At 61.7% G+C, this 18,285-nt stretch carries 17 protein-coding genes and 1 pseudogene; 3 read left to right on the top strand and 15 right to left on the bottom strand.

The features are described from left to right. Positions 1–221: 221 nt before the first annotated feature. The 5 genes from ACFHWW_RS18600 to ACFHWW_RS18620 form a co-directional block, all read right to left on the bottom strand. The gene (locus tag ACFHWW_RS18600) at positions 222–998 is read right to left on the bottom strand and encodes an ABC transporter permease (protein WP_379939941.1); all 777 of its coding nucleotides are present in this window, start codon (positions 996–998) and stop codon (positions 222–224) included. 258 nt (positions 999–1,256) lie between these two features. Continuing rightward, positions 1,257–2,057: a 3-methyl-2-oxobutanoate hydroxymethyltransferase gene (locus ACFHWW_RS18605; protein ID WP_379939943.1), complete on the bottom strand. Its 801-nt coding sequence runs from the start codon at positions 2,055–2,057 to the stop codon at positions 1,257–1,259. Between the two features lie 83 nt (positions 2,058–2,140). Continuing rightward, entirely contained in the window at positions 2,141–3,367 is a 1,227-nt protein-coding gene (locus ACFHWW_RS18610) for an NAD(P)/FAD-dependent oxidoreductase (protein ID WP_379939945.1), read from the bottom strand. A 232-nt stretch (positions 3,368–3,599) separates the two neighbouring features. Continuing rightward, a complete protein-coding gene (locus tag ACFHWW_RS18615; protein ID WP_379939947.1) occupies positions 3,600–3,917 on the bottom strand; it encodes a MocE family 2Fe-2S type ferredoxin in 318 nt (105 codons plus the stop codon). Positions 3,918–3,961: 44 nt separating this feature from the next. Then, positions 3,962–5,053, bottom strand: coding sequence for a fatty acid desaturase family protein (locus ACFHWW_RS18620; protein ID WP_379939949.1), 1,092 nt, complete (start codon positions 5,051–5,053; stop codon positions 3,962–3,964). A 208-nt stretch (positions 5,054–5,261) separates the two neighbouring features. Here ACFHWW_RS18620 and ACFHWW_RS18625 point away from each other — a divergent pair, with 208 nt between their 5' ends. The 3 genes from ACFHWW_RS18625 to ACFHWW_RS18635 all read left to right on the top strand — a co-directional run bounded on the left by ACFHWW_RS18625 (position 5,262) and on the right by ACFHWW_RS18635 (position 9,966). Next, on the top strand, positions 5,262–6,293 hold the full coding sequence (locus ACFHWW_RS18625; RefSeq protein ID WP_379939951.1) for a LacI family DNA-binding transcriptional regulator: 1,032 nt from the start codon (positions 5,262–5,264) through the stop codon (positions 6,291–6,293). A gap of 84 nt (positions 6,294–6,377) precedes the next feature. Next, complete coding sequence (locus ACFHWW_RS18630; RefSeq protein ID WP_379939953.1) at positions 6,378–9,401, top strand: AsmA family protein; 3,024 nt, start codon at positions 6,378–6,380, stop codon at positions 9,399–9,401. 166 nt (positions 9,402–9,567) lie between these two features. Beyond that, positions 9,568–9,966 carry a hypothetical protein gene (locus tag ACFHWW_RS18635; RefSeq protein ID WP_379939955.1) on the top strand — a complete coding sequence of 133 codons (399 nt, stop codon included), beginning with the start codon at positions 9,568–9,570 and terminating at the stop codon, positions 9,964–9,966. 225 nt (positions 9,967–10,191) lie between these two features. On the opposite strand, the gene ACFHWW_RS18640 is transcribed toward ACFHWW_RS18635, so the two are convergent. The 10 genes and pseudogenes from ACFHWW_RS18640 to ACFHWW_RS18685 all read right to left on the bottom strand — a co-directional run bounded on the left by ACFHWW_RS18640 (position 10,192) and on the right by ACFHWW_RS18685 (position 18,181). Beyond that, positions 10,192–11,751 (bottom strand): Fic family protein, encoded by a 1,560-nt coding sequence (locus tag ACFHWW_RS18640; RefSeq protein WP_379939957.1) that lies wholly within the window; start codon positions 11,749–11,751, stop codon positions 10,192–10,194. 282 nt (positions 11,752–12,033) lie between these two features. After that, complete coding sequence (locus ACFHWW_RS18645; protein WP_379939959.1) at positions 12,034–12,675, bottom strand: hypothetical protein; 642 nt, start codon at positions 12,673–12,675, stop codon at positions 12,034–12,036. Positions 12,676–12,682: 7 nt separating this feature from the next. Further along, complete coding sequence (locus tag ACFHWW_RS18650; RefSeq protein ID WP_379939961.1) at positions 12,683–12,961, bottom strand: hypothetical protein; 279 nt, start codon at positions 12,959–12,961, stop codon at positions 12,683–12,685. 97 nt (positions 12,962–13,058) lie between these two features. Then, positions 13,059–13,259 carry a hypothetical protein gene (locus tag ACFHWW_RS18655; protein WP_379940250.1) on the bottom strand — a complete coding sequence of 67 codons (201 nt, stop codon included), beginning with the start codon at positions 13,257–13,259 and terminating at the stop codon, positions 13,059–13,061. Between the two features lie 20 nt (positions 13,260–13,279). Beyond that, positions 13,280–13,612 (bottom strand): annotated as a pseudogene (locus ACFHWW_RS18660) (hypothetical protein); the annotation flags it as partial. A gap of 83 nt (positions 13,613–13,695) precedes the next feature. Continuing rightward, on the bottom strand, positions 13,696–13,995 hold the full coding sequence (locus ACFHWW_RS18665) for a recombinase family protein (protein ID WP_379939962.1): 300 nt from the start codon (positions 13,993–13,995) through the stop codon (positions 13,696–13,698). Positions 13,996–14,227: 232 nt separating this feature from the next. Continuing rightward, positions 14,228–14,482, bottom strand: coding sequence for a toxin-antitoxin system HicB family antitoxin (locus ACFHWW_RS18670; RefSeq protein WP_379939963.1), 255 nt, complete (start codon positions 14,480–14,482; stop codon positions 14,228–14,230). Beyond that, positions 14,479–14,898 carry a putative toxin-antitoxin system toxin component, PIN family gene (locus ACFHWW_RS18675; protein ID WP_379939964.1) on the bottom strand — a complete coding sequence of 140 codons (420 nt, stop codon included), beginning with the start codon at positions 14,896–14,898 and terminating at the stop codon, positions 14,479–14,481. Before ACFHWW_RS18675 ends, ACFHWW_RS18670 begins: the two co-directional genes overlap by 4 nt. A 476-nt stretch (positions 14,899–15,374) precedes the next feature. Continuing rightward, positions 15,375–16,115 (bottom strand): sulfotransferase family 2 domain-containing protein, encoded by a 741-nt coding sequence (locus ACFHWW_RS18680; RefSeq protein WP_379939965.1) that lies wholly within the window; start codon positions 16,113–16,115, stop codon positions 15,375–15,377. 260 nt (positions 16,116–16,375) lie between these two features. Next, positions 16,376–18,181, bottom strand: a complete 1,806-nt coding sequence (locus ACFHWW_RS18685; RefSeq protein ID WP_379939967.1) for an ABC transporter ATP-binding protein — start codon at positions 18,179–18,181, stop codon at positions 16,376–16,378. Positions 18,182–18,285: the final 104 nt, after the last annotated feature.

The following is an 18,285-nucleotide window of genomic DNA, read 5'->3' on the forward strand; positions in this document are numbered from 1 at the left end:
CATATCGTACGTGCCTCAAGTTGGCCACGTGACGAGATGCTTTACGAAAAGTTTCATTAAACCGCTCAGGTTGCAGTAGATTGCGCACACTTATCACCACTTCTGACTGGACGAATTCGGCTGTCCCCAGCCGCTGCTCATCTCACCGAGGGCTCTGTACCGCCCCATACGCCTTCAAAAGTCAAGACAAAGAGAGCAACACTGATCCATATATCGATGGCTCAGAGCCTATCTTCCCTTATCTCCCGCATCGAGGCCGTCAGCAGCAGCAGTCCGGCGATAAAGCAAACAAGCGCGAATTCTATGACGTAGCCCTTGTCCAGCAACTCGGCTCGGTATTCCGGGTAGATGCTTGCGCGGAACCACATGATGACGTGCACGAGCGGGTTGTGGAGTATGAAGTCGCGAAAAGGGTTCGGCAGAGATTCCGGCAGGAAGAAGACGCCCGACATCAAGAAAAGCGGGCGATTGACGATGCCGAATATCTGCTCGTAGAGCGGGAAACGGGCGAACATCACGATGTTGATCGTGCCGATGCCGAGGCCCAGCAGGGCGGCGGCTCCCGCGGCCTCGATCATGCCGGCGATGTTCATCGGCTGGGTGACACCGCTGAGTTCGAGGATCATCAGAAGGATGAGGATCGTCACCAGCGTATCGGTCATCAGCTGCAGGATGAAGCGCGAGACGATCGCATCAAAGGGGGTGACGATGGGATAGGAGAAGAGCGCCTTGTTGGCCTTCACCGTGCCGGCCATGAAGGCCGACATGCGTTGATAGAAGGCGAAGGGCAGATAGCCGCTGGCGAAGAACAGCGGGAAGCTCAGGCCGAGAGCCGGCATTCTCGCGATTACCCGAAAGATCAGCGTCATCAGCGCGACATGGGCCACCGGGTCGAAGATCGCCCAGAGATAGCCTCCCGGCTTCGAGCCGAAGCGCGTCGACATTTCGCGAACGATCAGCGCTGCCGTCACTCTCAGGTGCTGTTGGATGAGATTCACGTCCGACCTCAACTGTATTGCCATGGATGACCTGGCCGCCGCCCCTCATCCGCCTGCCGGCACCTTCCCCACAGGCGGGAAAAGGGACAGGCGGCATGCTGCGGCGTAAGGGGCGGCGCCTGCATCCCGCCGCCATATTCCACAAACCGCTCCTGCTGGCAAATCTTTGGCGATCTCCCTTGCCAGACAAAAAAGGCCGCCCCGAACCTTTCGGTCGAGGCGGCCAGGCGGCCCCACTGGGAGGTGAGCTCGTCCTGCTCAGCGCTCGCCTTCGAGTTCGCTCAGGAAAGCGCCAAGCTCCTTCTCCTCAATACCGACAAGATGGTTTTTTTCCGGATAGGCGCCGGAGCGGACGTCGAAAGCGAATTCGGAGAAGGCGGCGATGCGCTCCTGCTGCAGGCGGTCGTATTCGGCGGCGAAGTTGCGGTAGGTCTTGGCGTGGCGCGGATAGTGGCCGCGGTGGGCGCCGAGCACGTCCTCGGCGAAGAGATATTGCGCGTCGCAGCCCGTCCCCGCCCCCATCGACAGCATCAGCATGGAGGTGCGCGCGCTGATCGCGGCGGCGACTTCGCCCGGCACCACCTCGATCTCGGCGGCAAAAGCCCCCGCGTCCTGCAGCGCCTTCGTCTGGCGCCAGATCTCGAGCGCGCTTGCGGCCGTCTTGCCGACGGCGCGAAAGCCGCCGGTCCAGGTGGCCTTGGAAGGGATCAGCCCGACATGGCCGCAGACGGGAATGCCCTCCTCGCGCATGCGCCTGACCGTCGAGAGGCTTGCGGCGCAATAGACGGCATCGCCGCCGGCCTTCAGCGCCTGAAAGGCGGCGCGGATATAATCCTCGGCGGTCACATGGTCCCCATATTCGAGGCCGGGAAAGGCGAAGACGGAAGGGGCCGCCTCGCGAAATTCAGGGCCGAGCAGCGCCGGCGGAACGGAGACGAGGTCGATGCGCGCTTTCTCCGCAGCCTCCGCCTCTTCCAGCGTCATGACCCGTAGCATGGTGAGCTGGCGCTTTCCTTTCATCCACAGGAGATCGGCAACGGTCGGGCGGTGGTGTCTCATCTGATAACTCCGGTAGAGCATTTCCAGGAAAGGCGAGCAGCGGTTTTCCGTCCGGAAGTGCGCCGTTTCAAAGAAGGCGGCTCTCAGGCCGCCAGCAGCTTCTTGAGCCTGGTTTCGGGTGAGGCAAGCGCCAGCGGATCCGGGTTTGCCCCGGCGGCGATCAGCATTTCGGCAAGGCGGATATCGCGGGCGACCGCATTGCCGGGGCCGATGCCGCTGGCGGCGATCAGCCGTCCCTCGCCATTCAGATGAAAGAGGATAAAGGCGCCCTCCTCCATGTCGCGCCGGACGGTCGTTTCCGCACCGTGGGCAAGCCCCGCGATCTGCAACGTGAACTCGTACTGATCCGACCAGAACCACGGCACGCTGGCCATAGTTTCTCGTGCGTCCATCAGGTTGGCGGCGGCAAGCGCGCCCTGGTCCTGGGCGTTGCGCCAGGCTTCCAGCCGCACCCGTCGGCCACCATAATGCGGCAGAGGGAAGGAGCAACAGTCGCCGGCGGCGTAGATGTCGGGGTCCGACGTGCAGAGCCTCTCGTCGACGGCGATGCCGTTTTCGATCGCAAGCCCGGCGGCCTCCGCAAGTTCGGTGTTGGGCACCGCGCCGATGCCGACGACAACAAGCTCGGCCTTAAGGCCGACTCCGTCGGCAAGCAGCAGGCGTACGCCGTCAGCGGCTTCCTCGATTGCCGCAATCTGCGCGCCGCAGATGATCTCCACGCCTTCCCGCCTGTGCCGCTCGGCGACGACGGTGGCAATCTCCTCCGGCACGCCGCGCGAGAGAACGCGCGGCAGGCCTTCGACAAGCACGACCTCGGCGCCGAGCCTTCGCGCGGTCGCGGCAAGCTCCAGGCCGATGAAGCCGCCGCCGATGATGGCGAGTCTTGCACCCGGCGTCAGGGCGGCGCGGATCGCAAGCGCATCGGCATGCGTCCGCAGCATTCGGATGCGCCCGGCATTTTCCGGCACGCCCGGGAAGCATCGCGGCCGGGCGCCGGTTGCCAGAAGCAGCCGGTCATAGGTGAGGGATCGTCCGTCCGAGAGCGTGACGCTCTTCTGCGCCCGGTCGATGCTCTGCGCCGTGACACTGGTCAGGACCGCAATCCGCGCTTCCTCGTAGCGCGCAGCACCCGCGATGAATTTCGGCGGGGAGGCTTCCGCGAGCCCGTCCTTGGAAAGCGGCGGCCGCTCATAGGGAAGATGCGGTTCGGCGCCGATCAGCGTGATTTCGCCGCCGAAGCCCTTTTCCCGGAGGGCAAAGGCTGCCCGCGCGCCACATTCGCCGGCGCCGATGATAACGATATGCGTCATGCTCTCTCATCCTTCCGAGACCGTGGCTGCGGGACGCCTGAGCCCCGGCGAATGCCCCTCACCCAAACCCTCTCCCCGCCTGCGGGGAGAAGGTGCCGGCAGGCGGAGGAGGGGCATCCCGCCGAGAGCTCATCCCCTTAGAACGCTCCATGCTTCATGGAAGCAAACGCTCTAAGTCTTTGAAACTGCGCACTTCCGGACAAAAGCAGTTACACACTTTCCTGGAAGTGCTCTAGGAAAGCCCGATGAACACGCTCCCCGCCTCCACCTTGACCGGATAGGTCCTGAGGTTGACGCAGGCGGGGGCGCCCCTGGCCTGGCCGGTCTTGTAGTTGAAGCGGCCGTTATGCTTCGGACATTCGATGATGTCGCCCATCACCAGGCCGTCGGCGAGATGGATCTGCTCGTGCGTGCAGAGCCCATCGGTCGCAAAGTACTCGTCGTCCGGGCTGCGATAGACGGCAAAGGTGCGTCCCTCGTGATCGAAACGGACGACGTCTTCCTCGTCGATCTCCTCGGCCGCACAGACCTCCACCCAGTTCGAGCTCATTTCTTTCCTCCATTCGATGGTTTGCTGCGGTCGCCCGCGTCGCCTCACTGCGCGGCTGGAACGAGCCGGTCGTTGTGGAACTCTTCGCGATAGGGCTTTGCCGTCGGCGGCAGTTCGCGCTTCAGGAAGTAATCTTCGTTGCGCAGCTGCCGCAGGAATGCGGGGATCATTTCACGGTAGCCGTTAAGGATCGAAGGATTGGCCGCCGGCAGGTCGTGCCTGATCATGGCGTGCAGCTTCGGCAGCGCGTGATAGGGCACCATCGGGAACATGTGGTGTTCCACATGGTAATTCATGTTCCAGTAGACGAAGCGGCTGACCGGATTCATGTAGACCGTGCGGCTGTTCAGCCGGTGGTCGGTCACGTTGTCGGCAAGGCCGCCATGCTGCAAAAGCCCGGTCAGCACGTGATGCCAGGCGCCGTAAAGCCGCGGCAGGCCGATGAGCATCAGGGGCAGGATCGAGCCGAGATGGAGTGAAAGCCCGATCGTCGCCAGATAGATGGCAAGCCAGATCCGGGCGACGCGGATCGCCTTCGGCTGCTCCGTTTCCGGAATGAAGGTCTTCTCGGCGGCGCTGATCACGCCGAAGGCGTTTCTGACCATGTCGGTGATCGCATGCCAGACGTCGATGATGCCGAAGAAGTTGAGGACCAGACGGATTAGATCCGGCGGCCGCATGACGGCGATTTCCGGGTCGCGGCCGACGATGACGGTGTCGGTATGATGGCGGGTATGGCTCCAGCGCCAGGTGACCGGGTTGCGCATGATCATGAAACAGGCGATCTGGTAGACGGCGTCGTTCATCCACATCGTCTTGAAGGCGGTGCCATGGCCGCATTCATGCCAGCGGCTATCGGAAGCGGAGCCGTAAAGGACGCCATAGGCGAGGAAAAAGGGCAGCGCCCACAAGCTGCCCCAGAAAAAGACGCCGAGGCCGCCAAGAAGAACCATGCTGCCGAGCCAGAGCGCGGTGTCGCGGATGGCGGGACCGTCCTCCCGCTTCATCAGCTCCTTCATCTGCTTGCGCGGAATGTCGGTGTGATACCATTCGGCCGCGGCAAGGCCGCTTGCAACCGCCGCCTCGGCATCGCGGCCGAGCAGGCTGTAATCGCGCTTCGTCGCAACTGTCGTCATTCCTGCCTCCCCTGCAGCGTTGCGCCACTCACGGGCGCGCAATGCGGCTGCAGCCTTTGAATCGGCGCCCGCTCCCGATCGGCGCCTTCATTCGATGAGCCGAGGATAGGTTGACTTCCGACGCTTCTCAATGCAGTCATGATATATTCTTTCAAATCCTATCAGCGTGACAGCCTCACGGATGAGGGAATAGTTTCACGGAGGAGACATGACCAAGAGGCCGACGATCGCGGATCTTGCCCGCGCCTCCGGCGTGAGCGTCGCAACCGTCGACCGGGTGTTGAACGGCCGCCATCCGGTGCGCGAGGAAACGGCGCGCCGCGTCTACGATGCGGCAAAGACGATCGGCTATCATGCCGTCGGACTGCTGCGCCAAAGGGTCTTCGAGGATCTGCCGCAATACCGGCTCGGCTTTCTCCTGCAAAAGCCGGAGCAGTCGTTCTACAAGGCCCTGGCAAAGGAGATCGAAAACGCGGCGCTCTCGGTGACGCATGTCCGCGCCAACGCCCAGGTGGATTTCGTCGCAAGCTCCACGCCCGGCGCCATCGTCGAAAAGCTGAAGGTGATGGCCGCGCGCAATCAGGCGATCGCGCTGGTGTCGCCCGACTACCCGGCCGTGACCGCGGCACTCGAGGAACTGAAGGAGCGCGGCATCCCCGTCTTCGCCCTCCTGTCGGATTTCGCGGCCGGCGTGCGCGAAGGCTATATCGGTTTGAACAATCAAAAAGTCGGCAGGACGGCTGCCTGGATGATCGCCAAGGCGGCCAAGCGGCCGGGAAAGGTCGCGGCGTTCGTCGGCAGCCACCGTTTCCATGGGCACGAACTGCGCGAGATCGGCTTTCGCTCCTATTTTCGCGAGAACGCACCCGATTTCGAGGTCCTCGACACGATGGTGAACCTCGACACGCCCGAGATCACCCACGAGGCGACGCTCGATCTCCTGCAGCGCCATCCGGATCTCCTGGGCTTTTACGTCTGCGGCGGCGGCATGGAGGGCGCCATCTCGGCGATCCGCGAAGAAAAGCTCGGGGGCAAGCTGCTCGCCGTCGTCAACGAGCTGACGCCGGAGTCGCGCGCGGCCCTTGCCGACGAAACGGTGCTGATGGCAGTCTCGACGCCCGTTCCTGCTCTGGCCCGGGAGGCCATAGACCTCATGGTCGGCGCGATCGATCGGGGTGCTTCGAGCGTGCCCGGCCAGACTTTCCTGCCTTTCGACATCTATACGCCGGAAAATATCTGACGCCGGCGTCGCGAAGACGTTTGCGAAATCGCGCTTTCTGGAAAACGATAGCGAATCAACAGCTTTCGCAACCAGGAGAAAGTGATGCGGCGCTTCATTCTTTGTCTTCTGGGCGTTGCCGCGCTCGCCGTCACTGCAATCGCCATTCTGCCGACCCTGATTTCCAGTGACTGGATGCGGGCCGAACTCGGACGGAAATTGTCGGCTGCGACCGGCAGTTCGATTGCGTTCAACGGTCCTGTGAAACTTTCGGCATTTCCCTATCTTGCGGTCGTCGCGGAAGACGTGACCCTCTCGGCCGAAGCGGAAGGGATCACCGCCGAATTTGCGGAGGTCGCCGGTTCGGTGGCGCTTTCCTCGCTCTGGTCGGACCGGCTGCACATCAAGCAGATCGCGCTCGATCGTCCCGTCGTCGTCCTCAACGAGAAGGCGCCGGGCGACGCGACGCCGCCTCCGAACGGCGGCGATGAGACCGGTTCCGGCGACCCGCTTCCCGTCCTCGTCGCCTTTCTCGAACGAAGCGCAATCGAGTCAGTCTCCATCACCTCCGGCACGTTCGTACGGCGAAGCGCAGGCAATCCCGAGGAGGTCGTTTCCGATGTCGAGCTCACGCTCACGGCACCCGACATCGATGACGAGTTCTCTCTTTCCGCATCCGCCCGCATGGGGGAGCAAAGCTACGAGACGAGTTTCACCATCTCGACCCTGCGGTCGCTGCTCGAGCGCCAGCCCGCCGATATCACCCTTACCGTGGAAGCGGAACCGGCTCCGGCGCCAGGCCTGACCAACTTCGAGGCGAGCGGACAGGTCACCCTGAACGCCAATGGCAGCTATCAGATAAGAGGCGGCAAAGTGGAAGCCGGCGAACAGGCCTTCGGCCTGAACGCGCTCTTCGTCCCCGGGGGACGTGCGCGCTTTCTCGTCGATCTCGAAGCCGACCGGCTCGACCTGACGCCGTTCATGGACGCCACACCGGGAACGTCGCAGCCGGGAGCGCCGGCCGCGGACACGGCCAAGCCTGCGAATCTGCAGTTTCTGGCCGGCTTCGACGCCGATATGAGCCTCAACGCGGCCGCTTTGACCCTCGGCGAAATCTCAGCGTCGGACGTTTCCTTTTCGGCCGCACTCAAGGACGGGAAGCTGGTTGCCGAGCTCGGGCATTTGGGGATCGATGCCGGCAACCTTGCCGCCAACGTCGCGACCGACGTCAGCGCCGACGACCCGGTCTTCCGGGGCCGCCTCGCAAGCAAGGGGCTCGACATAGCCAAGCTTTCAGCCCTTGCCGGCCAAACCGTCCCGCTTTCCGGAGCCCTGACGATCGACGCCGGCTTTGCCTTTCGCGGCCTTGATGCGCAACACATCAGAAAGACGGTCGATCTCACGGGAACGATCGGCCTGCGGGATGCGGCCTATACCCTGCCGGGCATTGCCGATGAGACGATGCGCGAGGTGAAAGCGAAGAAGATCACGGCCCGGATCGAAAGCCTCGCGAAGCCGCTGCGCGTGGCCGGCCGCCTGGAATGGCGCAACAAACCGGTCGATGTCGATATGCAACTTCCCGCCGCCGATACACTTCTCGCCGGCAATCTTGCCGCCGAGGGGATCCCGCTTAAGCTTCAGGTGAAAATGCCCGACGCAAACCTATCCCTCGACGGCAAAGCCGCTCTGCCGGGGAGCTATGCGGGAAAACTCGATTTTTCCACCGCCGACCTTTCTGCCTTCCTCGCCGGCCTCGGGCAGAGCGGTGCGGAGAGCATCGGTCCGCTGGCGTTCAACGGGCATGTCGATGCGGGCACGACGAGCGTTTCATTCAAAAAGGGGACCATATCCGTCAACGGCGTCGAAGGTGCCGGCAGCGGCTCCGTCGAATTTGCGGCACCGCTGAAGATCACGACTGCGCTGAACTTCGACGAGCTGGACCTTGCGCGCCTGGCTGGGGCGCAATCCACCGCTCCGCAGGCAAAAGCGGCGAAAGGGGCTGAACCCGCCGACGCTCCGCTGGATCTCTCTTCGCTCCGGTCGATCGATGCAACCGTCCAGCTCAATGCCAAGAAGCTCGGCTACGGCAAGGTCTTTGCCGGACCGGTTGCCACCAGTCTCGTCGTCTCCGACGGCGTCGCAAGCCTGACGCTGCCCGAAAGCCCGTTCTATGGCGGCCATATCGTCGCGAGCCTCCAGGCCGACGGCACCCAGGCCGAGCCCTCGATCGCCCTGCAGGCCTCCATCTCCGGAGCCTCGGCCGCACCGCTTTTGACGGACATGGCGGGCTTCAGATATCTCGAGGGCGCATTGAAAGCCCGGTTCGACGTAACGGGTGCGGGCGGCACGACCAGGACGCTCGCGAAGTCGCTGCAGGGCACAGCGGATGTGGCCTTTTCCGATGGCGCCATTCGCGGCATCGACATCGCCGACGTCTACAACAATCTTGTGAGCCTGATGTCGTCAGGCTTCAAGCAGGACGGCAGCAAAGCGACGACATTCACCGAGCTCGCGGCATCCTTTGTCATCGAAGGTGGCGTTGCCCGCACCGAAGACATCAAGCTTGTCGGCCCGCTGGTCCGCATGACAGGAAACGGTGCGGCCGACCTTGCCGAACGCGCTCTGAACTTCCGGCTCGAGCCCCGGCTCGTCGCTTCTCTCCAGGGCCAGGGCGCCGAGATCTCCACCGACGGCATCGGCGTCCCCGTGGTGGTCGAAGGCAGCTTCGCCGCACCGCGCATCTATCCGGACCTTTCGGACCTGCTGAAGAACCCCGATGCCGCATTGGCAAAGCTTAAAGGTTTCGGACTGCCGGTCGACAAGCTGCCGATCGGCGACCTCATTAAAGGAGGCGGCTCGGGAGGCTCGGTGAAGGACCTGCTCGGCGGCGCCGTTGGAAAGGTGCTCAAAGACAAGGCGTTCAAACAGGAAGAACAGCAGCTCTCGATCGAGGAGATAATTGGCGGCGACGGCGCGCCCAAACCGGACGAGGCGGCTGTGGAAATACCCTCGAACGAGGAACCGGCCACGGCCGACGCACCCGCCGAACAGCCGGCAAACGGAACTGCACTGCCCGGTAGTGAGGCGGACAGTCCGATGGAGAGCCTGTTCAAAAAGCTCCTGCGCTAGCCGACCTATCCTGCCATCGTCTTGGCGCGCCCTGATCCTGCATGCCACTTACTTTCTTTGCCTTATCGCCGTCGACGTAGTCGGCAAACATGATTTTGGCCGGGATATCCTGCCGCATCGCGAGAGTGAAGTCGCGAAGCAAAGCGCCGTTCAGGGCAGCCTCCGAATGCCCGTGGTGCAGAATGGAGAGAACCTATGGCGACGTTGTTCGTCAGCGACGCTGTTCAATCCGTTCACTTGCCGATTGGACGTATTGACGATCAGACTGGTTTGGTTCTCGATCTGCAAATCGTTCATGGCGGCGCTCAACAATGCTGTGATCCCGGACAAGATCTCGCTCACGCTTCCGCCGAAGCCCGCTCTTCCCCCCAGCGCTGCGGCGCTCGAACACAAGCGGCAGGATCGCCTGACGCCCCTGGGGCGTCTGGCAGATCTCGCTATTGACGCGCTGTCTCTTGCTGGCTTCTCGCACCGCAGCTTCCCGGCTAACCGTCATGGAGCCGCACCGCAGCGAAGATGGCTAGCGACCATCGACAGCGGTGGCGGGGGCTTGCGACCGCCTTAACCTGCTACCCCGCATTGAAACGGATCACCTGAAGAACCGGCGGGTATTTCTGACTGAACGAGAGAGAAAGGTATCCGATTTCGGCAGACTACTGCACGCCCGGCTCCGCGCACCAACTCGGACTGGGTAGTGTCAGTGCGGTCCGCTACCGGTGAGGTCGGTGTCGTCGCAGAATACAAGCGTCTGGCCTGTCTCTGCGAGTTTACCGGGATAGCCGCAGCGCTGTCATGCGGCGGACACCGCGATTTCGTCGAAGCCATCGAACGCTTTCTGGACGATAAATTCCAATTTGGCGACCTCCTCGTCAGAAAGTGCCTCGAACTCGCCCTGTCGCCGCCTCTTCGAAAGAACCCCGCCGTTCTGCCGAATGAACATGATGAGGTTTTCTGCGAGCCGGTCGGGCATCTCGACCGTGTCCATGATCCGGCGCAGCGCCTCATCATGGCGGCGCAGATACTCGATTTCGCGCGGCAGGTCGTGTTCGACCGTCCGCTGGACGCACCCGTAGAGGAATTCGGCAGCCGCAGTGTAGTCGAAGTACCGGTAGAGATCGGCGGTATCGTTGAGAACCTCGACGTTCCTGTCCGGCGTTGGCCGCCACTCGATGAACGGCATCAAAGGTCCGGTGTCAGCCTGAAGGGTGGTCCGGTAGTTGTCGATTCGGTCCAGCATGACCGACGAAACCGGGAAAACCATGCCTGCCGGGGCAAACTTCCGTTCGGCAAGAACATGGTGGATCAGGCAACGGTGAAGCCGCCCGTTGCCATCCTGTAACGGGTGGATATAGACGAACCCGAAGGCCGTGATTGTAGCCTGCAAGACGGGGTCGATTCCCGCCTCACTCATCCGGTCGTTCGCCTCGATCAGTCCTTCCATGAGGTCGGCGAGGTCGTCAGGCCGTGCCCCGATGAATTCCGGCAGCGGATCGTAGTTGTGGTCGCGCTCCCCTAGGAACACGCCTTCTCGCCGTAGCCCGGGCTTTATGAACCTCGTATCCTCGATCAGCACCTGGTGGAGCCGGACGATCTCGTCGACATCAAGCTTGTTGCGCCCCGCCTGCATAACGGCGCGGCCCCATCGCTCCAACCGGTTGCGTGGCGGACGTTCGCCTTCAATCTCGAAGCTCGCGCGGCTATCGGCCAGCAGCATGAAACTCGCGGCTCTGGCGACGAGGTGGGAGCCGGTGCGACCGACGGTCTCGCGCGCCTTCTCGTCGAGCGCCCGGCCGACGAACTCCTCCAGCGCTTTGGTGCGGCGTATAACCGGACAGAAGCGCGCAGCGCCCAGAAGGTTATCGCGGACGCGGTGGCGTCGTGACAGGCGCGGCTTGGCCGTGACGTAGGCTGCGGGATCGAGAAGATCGATGGCCGCGACGTTCTGGGCGTCGGGCAGGTTGAGCGTTCTCCCGGTCAACTTCTCATAGAAGAACCAGAGGCGCCGTGCCGGAACGCCCGTCGGCGCTGCGCGCACGAGCTCTTCGACGGCGTCCATGGGAGCGGCGTCGAAAACGCGTTTGAGGCTCAGAAGATCGAGAACTTCATGCCGAAAAGCGAATGTGAGATGATCGGCAAAGGTATCTCCGGGCCAGTATCGCTTGTCGAACACCTGCCAGGTGTCTTCTTCACGCCGGCTGCCTTTGATATGCTTCTCCGAGACGCAGCTGGGCCGCCGAACGGGAGCTTTGATCGACAGCGCCTGAGCCAGCGCAGCCCAACCGGCGAGGCGCGTCCCGTCGGGAACGGCGCTCTCTTGAAAATGGGGCGCATGGGCCAGCTCCAGCTGCATAGGTCGAAAAGCCCCTCTTTGTAGTCGAAAAATCCGCCTAGAAAGGGAGGCGGGTCGAAAACCACCATATCAACTTTTTGGGTCGAAAACCATTCATTTCTGGCGCGATACGCCGCAATACAGTCTCTCAGGTCGAAAATCGCCTCAAAGCCCCCAGTCTACTCGCCCCTCCTGTAACCATAACCCTGGCGCGGTGATGTCCGTGACGGGGCGGCCCGCCATCGTCGTAAACGTCGTTCCGCAGGTCCGGCGCATAGCTATCCTTGCCCTCGCCGGTCTCTTTCAGCGATGCCCGCTCACGCGTATTGAGGCGCGTATGCAAGCGCCGCAGCCTGTCGATTTCCAGCTTCTCTCGTCCATGGCGGCGTGAGAGCGCACCGTTTTCGAGGCGATGCCACTCCTTGGGATCGAGGCGGCACACGCGGCATCTGAACCGCCTGTGCAGCAAAAAGAACGCGACGCTGAACGCGGCTGAGGTCGAACCAGCACGCCCTTCAATGCAGCGCTAGAAACCGCCTTGTCATGCCGGGCGGCAAAGAGAAAGACCGCCTGGAGAACCGGACGGATGACCTGATTGAGCAGGTTAAGCTGGTTGCGGGGGCTGGCTTCAACCGCTGGCATAAAACCGGCTGGCCTGCCAGTTTCTTCGACTTTGGCAAAGTCGAGTATGCCAAACAACTCGCCGCGTAGGGTTGGATGAACCTCGCCGCGCTTGGCTCCTGGCGTGAGGACGATTTCTCCGATCAGGGAACGAAGGGATTCCCCCGCCTGCCTGCCGCCGTCCGGATCGCTGAGGGCGTCGGTCAGGCGCTCCACACGGAGGCGGTAAAGGTTGGCGAGGTTCGGATGAACGTCCGGCATGTCCACGGGCGCCTCAGTAAGGCGGGCGACGATCTCCGCCTTCTGCCGTTCAAGGTCGTCCATGCGCGCTTCATGGATGGCTGGTGCATGCCCGTCCCTCGATGGCCGCGATGATACCCGCAATCGCCTTCTCGATCTGGGCAAGCGCCTTCTGATCCGTGGTCGCTTGCACGCGCCGGTCGCGGTTCAGCCGGTTCATTTCCTCCGCATAGGCGCGCACCGCCTCCGCGACTGCTTCCGACGAGACGAGCCGCTCTTCAGGCCAGTCAGCACGCGGGCCTCGATCTTGTCGAGGTGATGGACCCGCCATTGTCGCAAGTGCCGCGCCGGTGATGGTTGAGGCAGGCATAGCGGTTCGGCGTGATGATGCCTACCTTGCCGCGCAGCATCCGCAGGTCAGAAGGCCGGAGAGCAGATGAACCGGCGGTTCGCCAGATGCGCACGCTTCATTCGGCCTTCCAGCGTGTTGGCGGGATTGGTGCCAAAGATTCCGATATCTGTTTCTTCCGTGCGCGGGCGGCGCCCCAAAGTTCGTCGTCCACGATACGCAGATGCGGAACCTCGGTCCTGATCCACTGGCTTCCGGGTTGATGCGCGACACGCGCTTGCCGGGGGACGGGTCCTTGATGAACCGCAGGCGGTTCCACACGAGAACGCCCGCATAAAGCTCGTTGTTGATGATTGCCACGCGAGACATGGCCGCGAATGCTGGTATCACCCCATGCGCGGCCAAGCGGCCCGGGAATGCCCTGCCGGCCCAGATCGATGGCAATGGCCTTCGGGTTTTACCGGACGCGAATTCGCGGAAGATGCGGCGGATGGTGTCGGCTTCCTCCGTCACAACCTCTCGGTCGCCCCGGATCGGTTCGCCGTTGGCATCGACCTTCTTCATCACCTTGTAGCCGTAGCAAAGCCCGCCGCCTGCCTTCCCCTTCTCCACCCTGCCACGCAAATCGCTATGGGTCTTCATCGCAAGGTCTTTCAGGAACAAGGCATTCATCGTGCCTTTCAGACAGTCATGAAGCTCGGAGATTTCCCCTCGGCCAAGGTAACGATGGTGACACCCGCAAACTTCAAATGCTTCTAGAGAGTGGCGACATCGGCCTGATCGCGGCTGATCCGGTCCAGAGCCTCAGCCAGCAATATCTTGAACTCTCCGCGCTGCGCGTCCCGCACAAGCCGCTGGATGCCGGAACGCAGGATAGTGCTGGAACCCGATATGGCCACTTCCTCGTAGGAACCGACGATCTCCCACTGCTCCCGGCCCGCATGTTCCCGGCAAAGCCGGAACTGGTCCTCAATCGGCGCCTCGCTCTGACTGTCGGATGAATAGCGGGCATAAGGGCCGCACGGGTCATGGTCTGCTTCTCCTTCATTCGGCAATGCTCTGTGACTGCCGACATTGGCGCCGGAGCGTCATGGCTGGCACTGCCTGCCAGCGCACGCCGCGCCTTTTCTGCTTCAGAAGCCCACGCGGGGACGGAGCCGCCCGGTCAAGGCGGGTGCGGCAGCACCCCCGCAAAGCGACTGGCCTTGAGGGGGCGGCTCGGTTCCGGCCCAATCATTCAAGCAAAAAGACTTTCACTGCAGATGCATTCCGGCCCGTTGCATTGCATCAAATGGTGTCTTCCTTCAGCGGCGGCACATCGGGCGCCTTGTCCAGCAAGCCTGTCAGCGCACCGCGCTTCGTCGTACCTGCACGCGCTTTCAGGAGTTCATTGGCCGTCTCCACGGCCCCGATCTTCTGCGCGACCGCAGAGATGATCCACTGATTGAGCGACACGCCGTCTTCCTGTGCCAGGCGTGTCGCCGTCTCCTTGAGCGACTGCGGCAGTTGCAGCGGGTATTTATATCGTTGGGTCTGCGTCATGTGTTCAGTCTCCTGACGATCTCTCCCGGTGTTATCACGGTCACGCCCAACCCAAGCGCCGGACGGAAATCCTTGACGTTATGCGTCACGATGGCCTCGGCCTGTCCGTTCAAGGCAGCTTCCAGCACCATTTCGTCCGCGACATCGGACAACATGGGCCGCGTCCGAAACGAAATATCGACGCCCTCGGCAATAGCGGCAAGCGCGCTCATCACCGAAGCGACATCCTCAAGGCTGTGGCCGGTCGCCTGCCGGGTTTCCGGTCGGCTCAGCATAGCCTCATATTCCAGAAACAGCGCCGTCGAGCAAAGCGGCGTCACCATACCCCGATCAGCGAAACGCAAAAGCAGGTTACTTGCGCCATTGCGGCTGCGGAACGCTGCCACGATAACGTTGGTATCCAGAACCAGTCTCATGGGAGATAATTTATAGACATCCCATAGGATGTCAATACTTTGGATGAGGGCTCCCGTCGTCCATCCTCGTCCTCTGCGCTGTCTTCGCTTCTGCCCCGATTGTCATTGGCGGCCCGATGCGCGCTTCCGGCAAAGCCAGCATGCGGGCGCGCTCGTCGGCCCGGTCCGCAGAAATGGGCTCAAGGCGGCAGTGGAAGTGCCCTCAAAGGTCGAACAGGCGACAGTCGACGCACCCACAAAACAACGGGCAAACAACGGGCAAACAACGGACAGGAGGCCAGTGATGAGGCCGACGGCCCGATGAAGCATTTAGCAGTTCCTTCGGTATCCAACGCGACCTCTTGCAACGGAACCGAGCCGCGGGGTGCCGACGGTTAGACCAAGTCCAGGAAAAATGCGCAGCGGTTTTGGTTCGGAATGGCGGGAGAACGACCGGTTAGAGCCCTATCCACTATTCGGCGAAAAGCGCGAATGCGCTAATCGGGAAAGCGATACTTGAAATGTTCGATCTCGGCGCCGAACAGCCGTTCGACGCGTTCCCGATCACCTGGTTTATAATAACTGCGAATATCCGGCCTCCTTGGGTTAGCCTTCGCTCTGGTCAAAAATCGTTCATCAAAAGGCAGCCCGATTTGGTCGCATACAGTGCGTAGATCCTCCGAGAGGCGCTCCTGCCGACCCACGAAATCGACAACGACTTCGTCGTTCTTGGTGTAGAGCTGCCACGACTTCCAATTGATACGCTCCTTCTCGGCTGCACCGGCTTCGATCAGGCAGAGCATTTGCGAGAAGCTCGGCCGGGTATCGGCCTTCCTGTAGTGCCAATTGTAAAGAGAAACAGCCCTCTCGAACGGGTTTCGCACGAAGCAGAACTTGAAATACTGTTTCCAGGTAGTGGGATCGAAGGCCTCGATTTCGCATGCGCTTGAATGATCCGCGAGCTTGCCTGCAAAACGCCGGCTGAGAGCGACACCGGCCAATGAATCGACACTGTGGTTGCGGATGAAGGTTTGGGCGATCTTAAGTGGAGAAAGGTGGCAGAACATGGCAATTAGCGCTAGGCGATTGGCTTTCGCTCCATTTGCGAGCGCATCCTTCCAGGACCCAAGCTGCAGATCCCATGGTCCAAATTCGCGAGCGAGATAGGCAGAAACCGTGCTGCCGGCGGTTTTCGGCACGTGGATGAAAATGAACTTGTGGCGATGGGATATAATCACTGCCTGGCCACTCCTTAGCCGGAAAAAGTCGAAACCGCCCGTCATCGAAAGCGAAGACAGCAGCAAACTGAAGCCGATGCCTCCCGTATTCGCATCCTATGCATGGCCCCGGCTACAGCAAGCCCCGACGATGGGGCCGTCCAACGTTCGGCGATCAAGGTAATTCCAAAGGAGGATGCGCAATGAGGTAGCAAGCTGACCAAAGAGATTATCGACGCAATGTCAGCGCCTCCTCACGATCGCCGGCGAGACATCGATAGCTAAGTGGCATCGGCTCCAACAGTCAATTCCAAAAAGCCACCTTGGATGTTGTGGAGGCGAGCGTAGACGCCGTCTGGACGACGCGCGAGTTCCTCGTGCGTCCCCTCCTCGACGACCAGCCCCTCCTTCATCACGACGATCTTGTCAGCATTAACGACGGTGGAAAGCCGGTGAGCGATCACAATGACGGTGCGGCCGCTCATCGCTTGATCGAGTGCCTTCTGAACAGCTGCTTCCGACTCCGTATCAAGAGCCGAGGTAGCCTCGTCCAGAAGCAGAATGGGCGCGTTGCGCACGAGCGCTCGGGCAATCGAAAGACGCTGGCGCTGGCCTCCGGATAGCGTCATACCTTGTTCGCCCACGGGTGTATCGTACCCCTGTGGCTGCGCGAGGATGAAATCATGCGCATAGGCAAGCCGGGCCGCTTCCTCTACTTCCGCGTCCGTCGCTTCGGGCCGGCCGTAGCGGATGTTATCGCGGATCGAGCCTTCGAAGAGGTAAGCCTGTTGTGAGACATAGGCGAGCCCGTTGCGCAGAGACTGCTTGGTAACAGCGGCTATGTCTTGCCCGTCGATCAGGATGACGCCCGATTGTGGATCGTAGAAGCGTGGAATGAGGCTGATGATCGTCGATTTTCCGGCTCCGGACGGGCCAACGAGCGCGGTCGTCTTGCCACCTTCCGCCAGGAAACTAACTCCCTTGAGGACCTCCTCGCCATTGCCATAGGAGAACCGCACGTCCCGAAACTCGACGGTGGCTTCACTGAAGGCGAGTTGAGTAGCCCCGGGTAGGTCACGTTGATGCGGAACCGTGTCCAGAATTTCGTAAAGCATGCGGGCGTTGACGGCAGCGCGCTCCAGCGACACCTGCAGGCGAGCGAGGCGCCGCACCGGGTCGTATGCCAAGAGAAGCGCCGTTACAAAAGCGAACAAGGCACCCGGGGCCACGTTGCTGTAGATGGTGCGGAAAGCCGCATAGGCAAGCACGCCCGAGATTGCCAGGCCTGCAAAGGTCTCCGTCAACGGCGCCGTCCGTTCACTCAAGCGCGCGATGCGGTTGGCGCGGTTCTCCGCGCCCTTGATGATCCCCTCGACCTTACGGCCCAACTCGTCCTCCATCGTGAAGGCTTTGACGATGGAAATGCCCTGAATGGTTTCCTGCATCGCGCCTAGGACGCGGCTGTTGGCCTCGACCGCTTCGCGCGTCGCCAGACGCAGCCGCCTGGAAATGTAACGAAGCCCGAGGAGCAACGGAGGGGCCCCAATGAAGGTGATGAGCGAGAGCAGCCAGTCCTTGCTGATCATGACGCCGACAAGGCCGACCAAGGTCAGGACATCGCGGGCGACCGAGGTGACCGTCATATTGAGCACGTCGCGGATGCCGGAGATGTTCTGGTTGATCTTGGCGGTGAGGTGCGTCGAGCGCTTTTCCTGGAAAAAGCCAATGCTCAACGCCATCAGATGCGTATAAAGCCGGCGCTTATAACGTGCGACAATATTGTTGCCGATTTTCGATAAGGCGACGGCTTGCCCATAAGTCGCCAGGCCTCTCAGCACAAAGGCAGCAAATATCGAGAAACAGACGAGTAGAACGACGTCGCCGCGCTTATTGGCGAAAGCTTCGTTGACCACCGTTTCACTGATCCAAGCGGTGAAGGCCGTCGTTGCGGCCACAACCATCAGGCACGCAATGGCAAAGGCATAGCCGCGGATATGGTCGCGGCCGTTTTCGGCAATGACGCGCCTTAGGACCCCAGCGATCGTTTCAGTATCGACCTCGCGCTCTTTTCGATCCTTAACGCTCAAATAGTCCCGTCCCTGCAATCACGCATGGCGTGCCCGTGTACTAGCGCCGTTCCCGGGTCTCTATAGTGCCTTGTGACCGTCTTGACCAGTCATGGGCGGCACCC

This window comes from Sinorhizobium sp. P24N7, from assembly GCF_042436655.1.
Classification (GTDB): Bacteria; Pseudomonadota; Alphaproteobacteria; order Rhizobiales; family Rhizobiaceae; genus Sinorhizobium; species Sinorhizobium meliloti_A.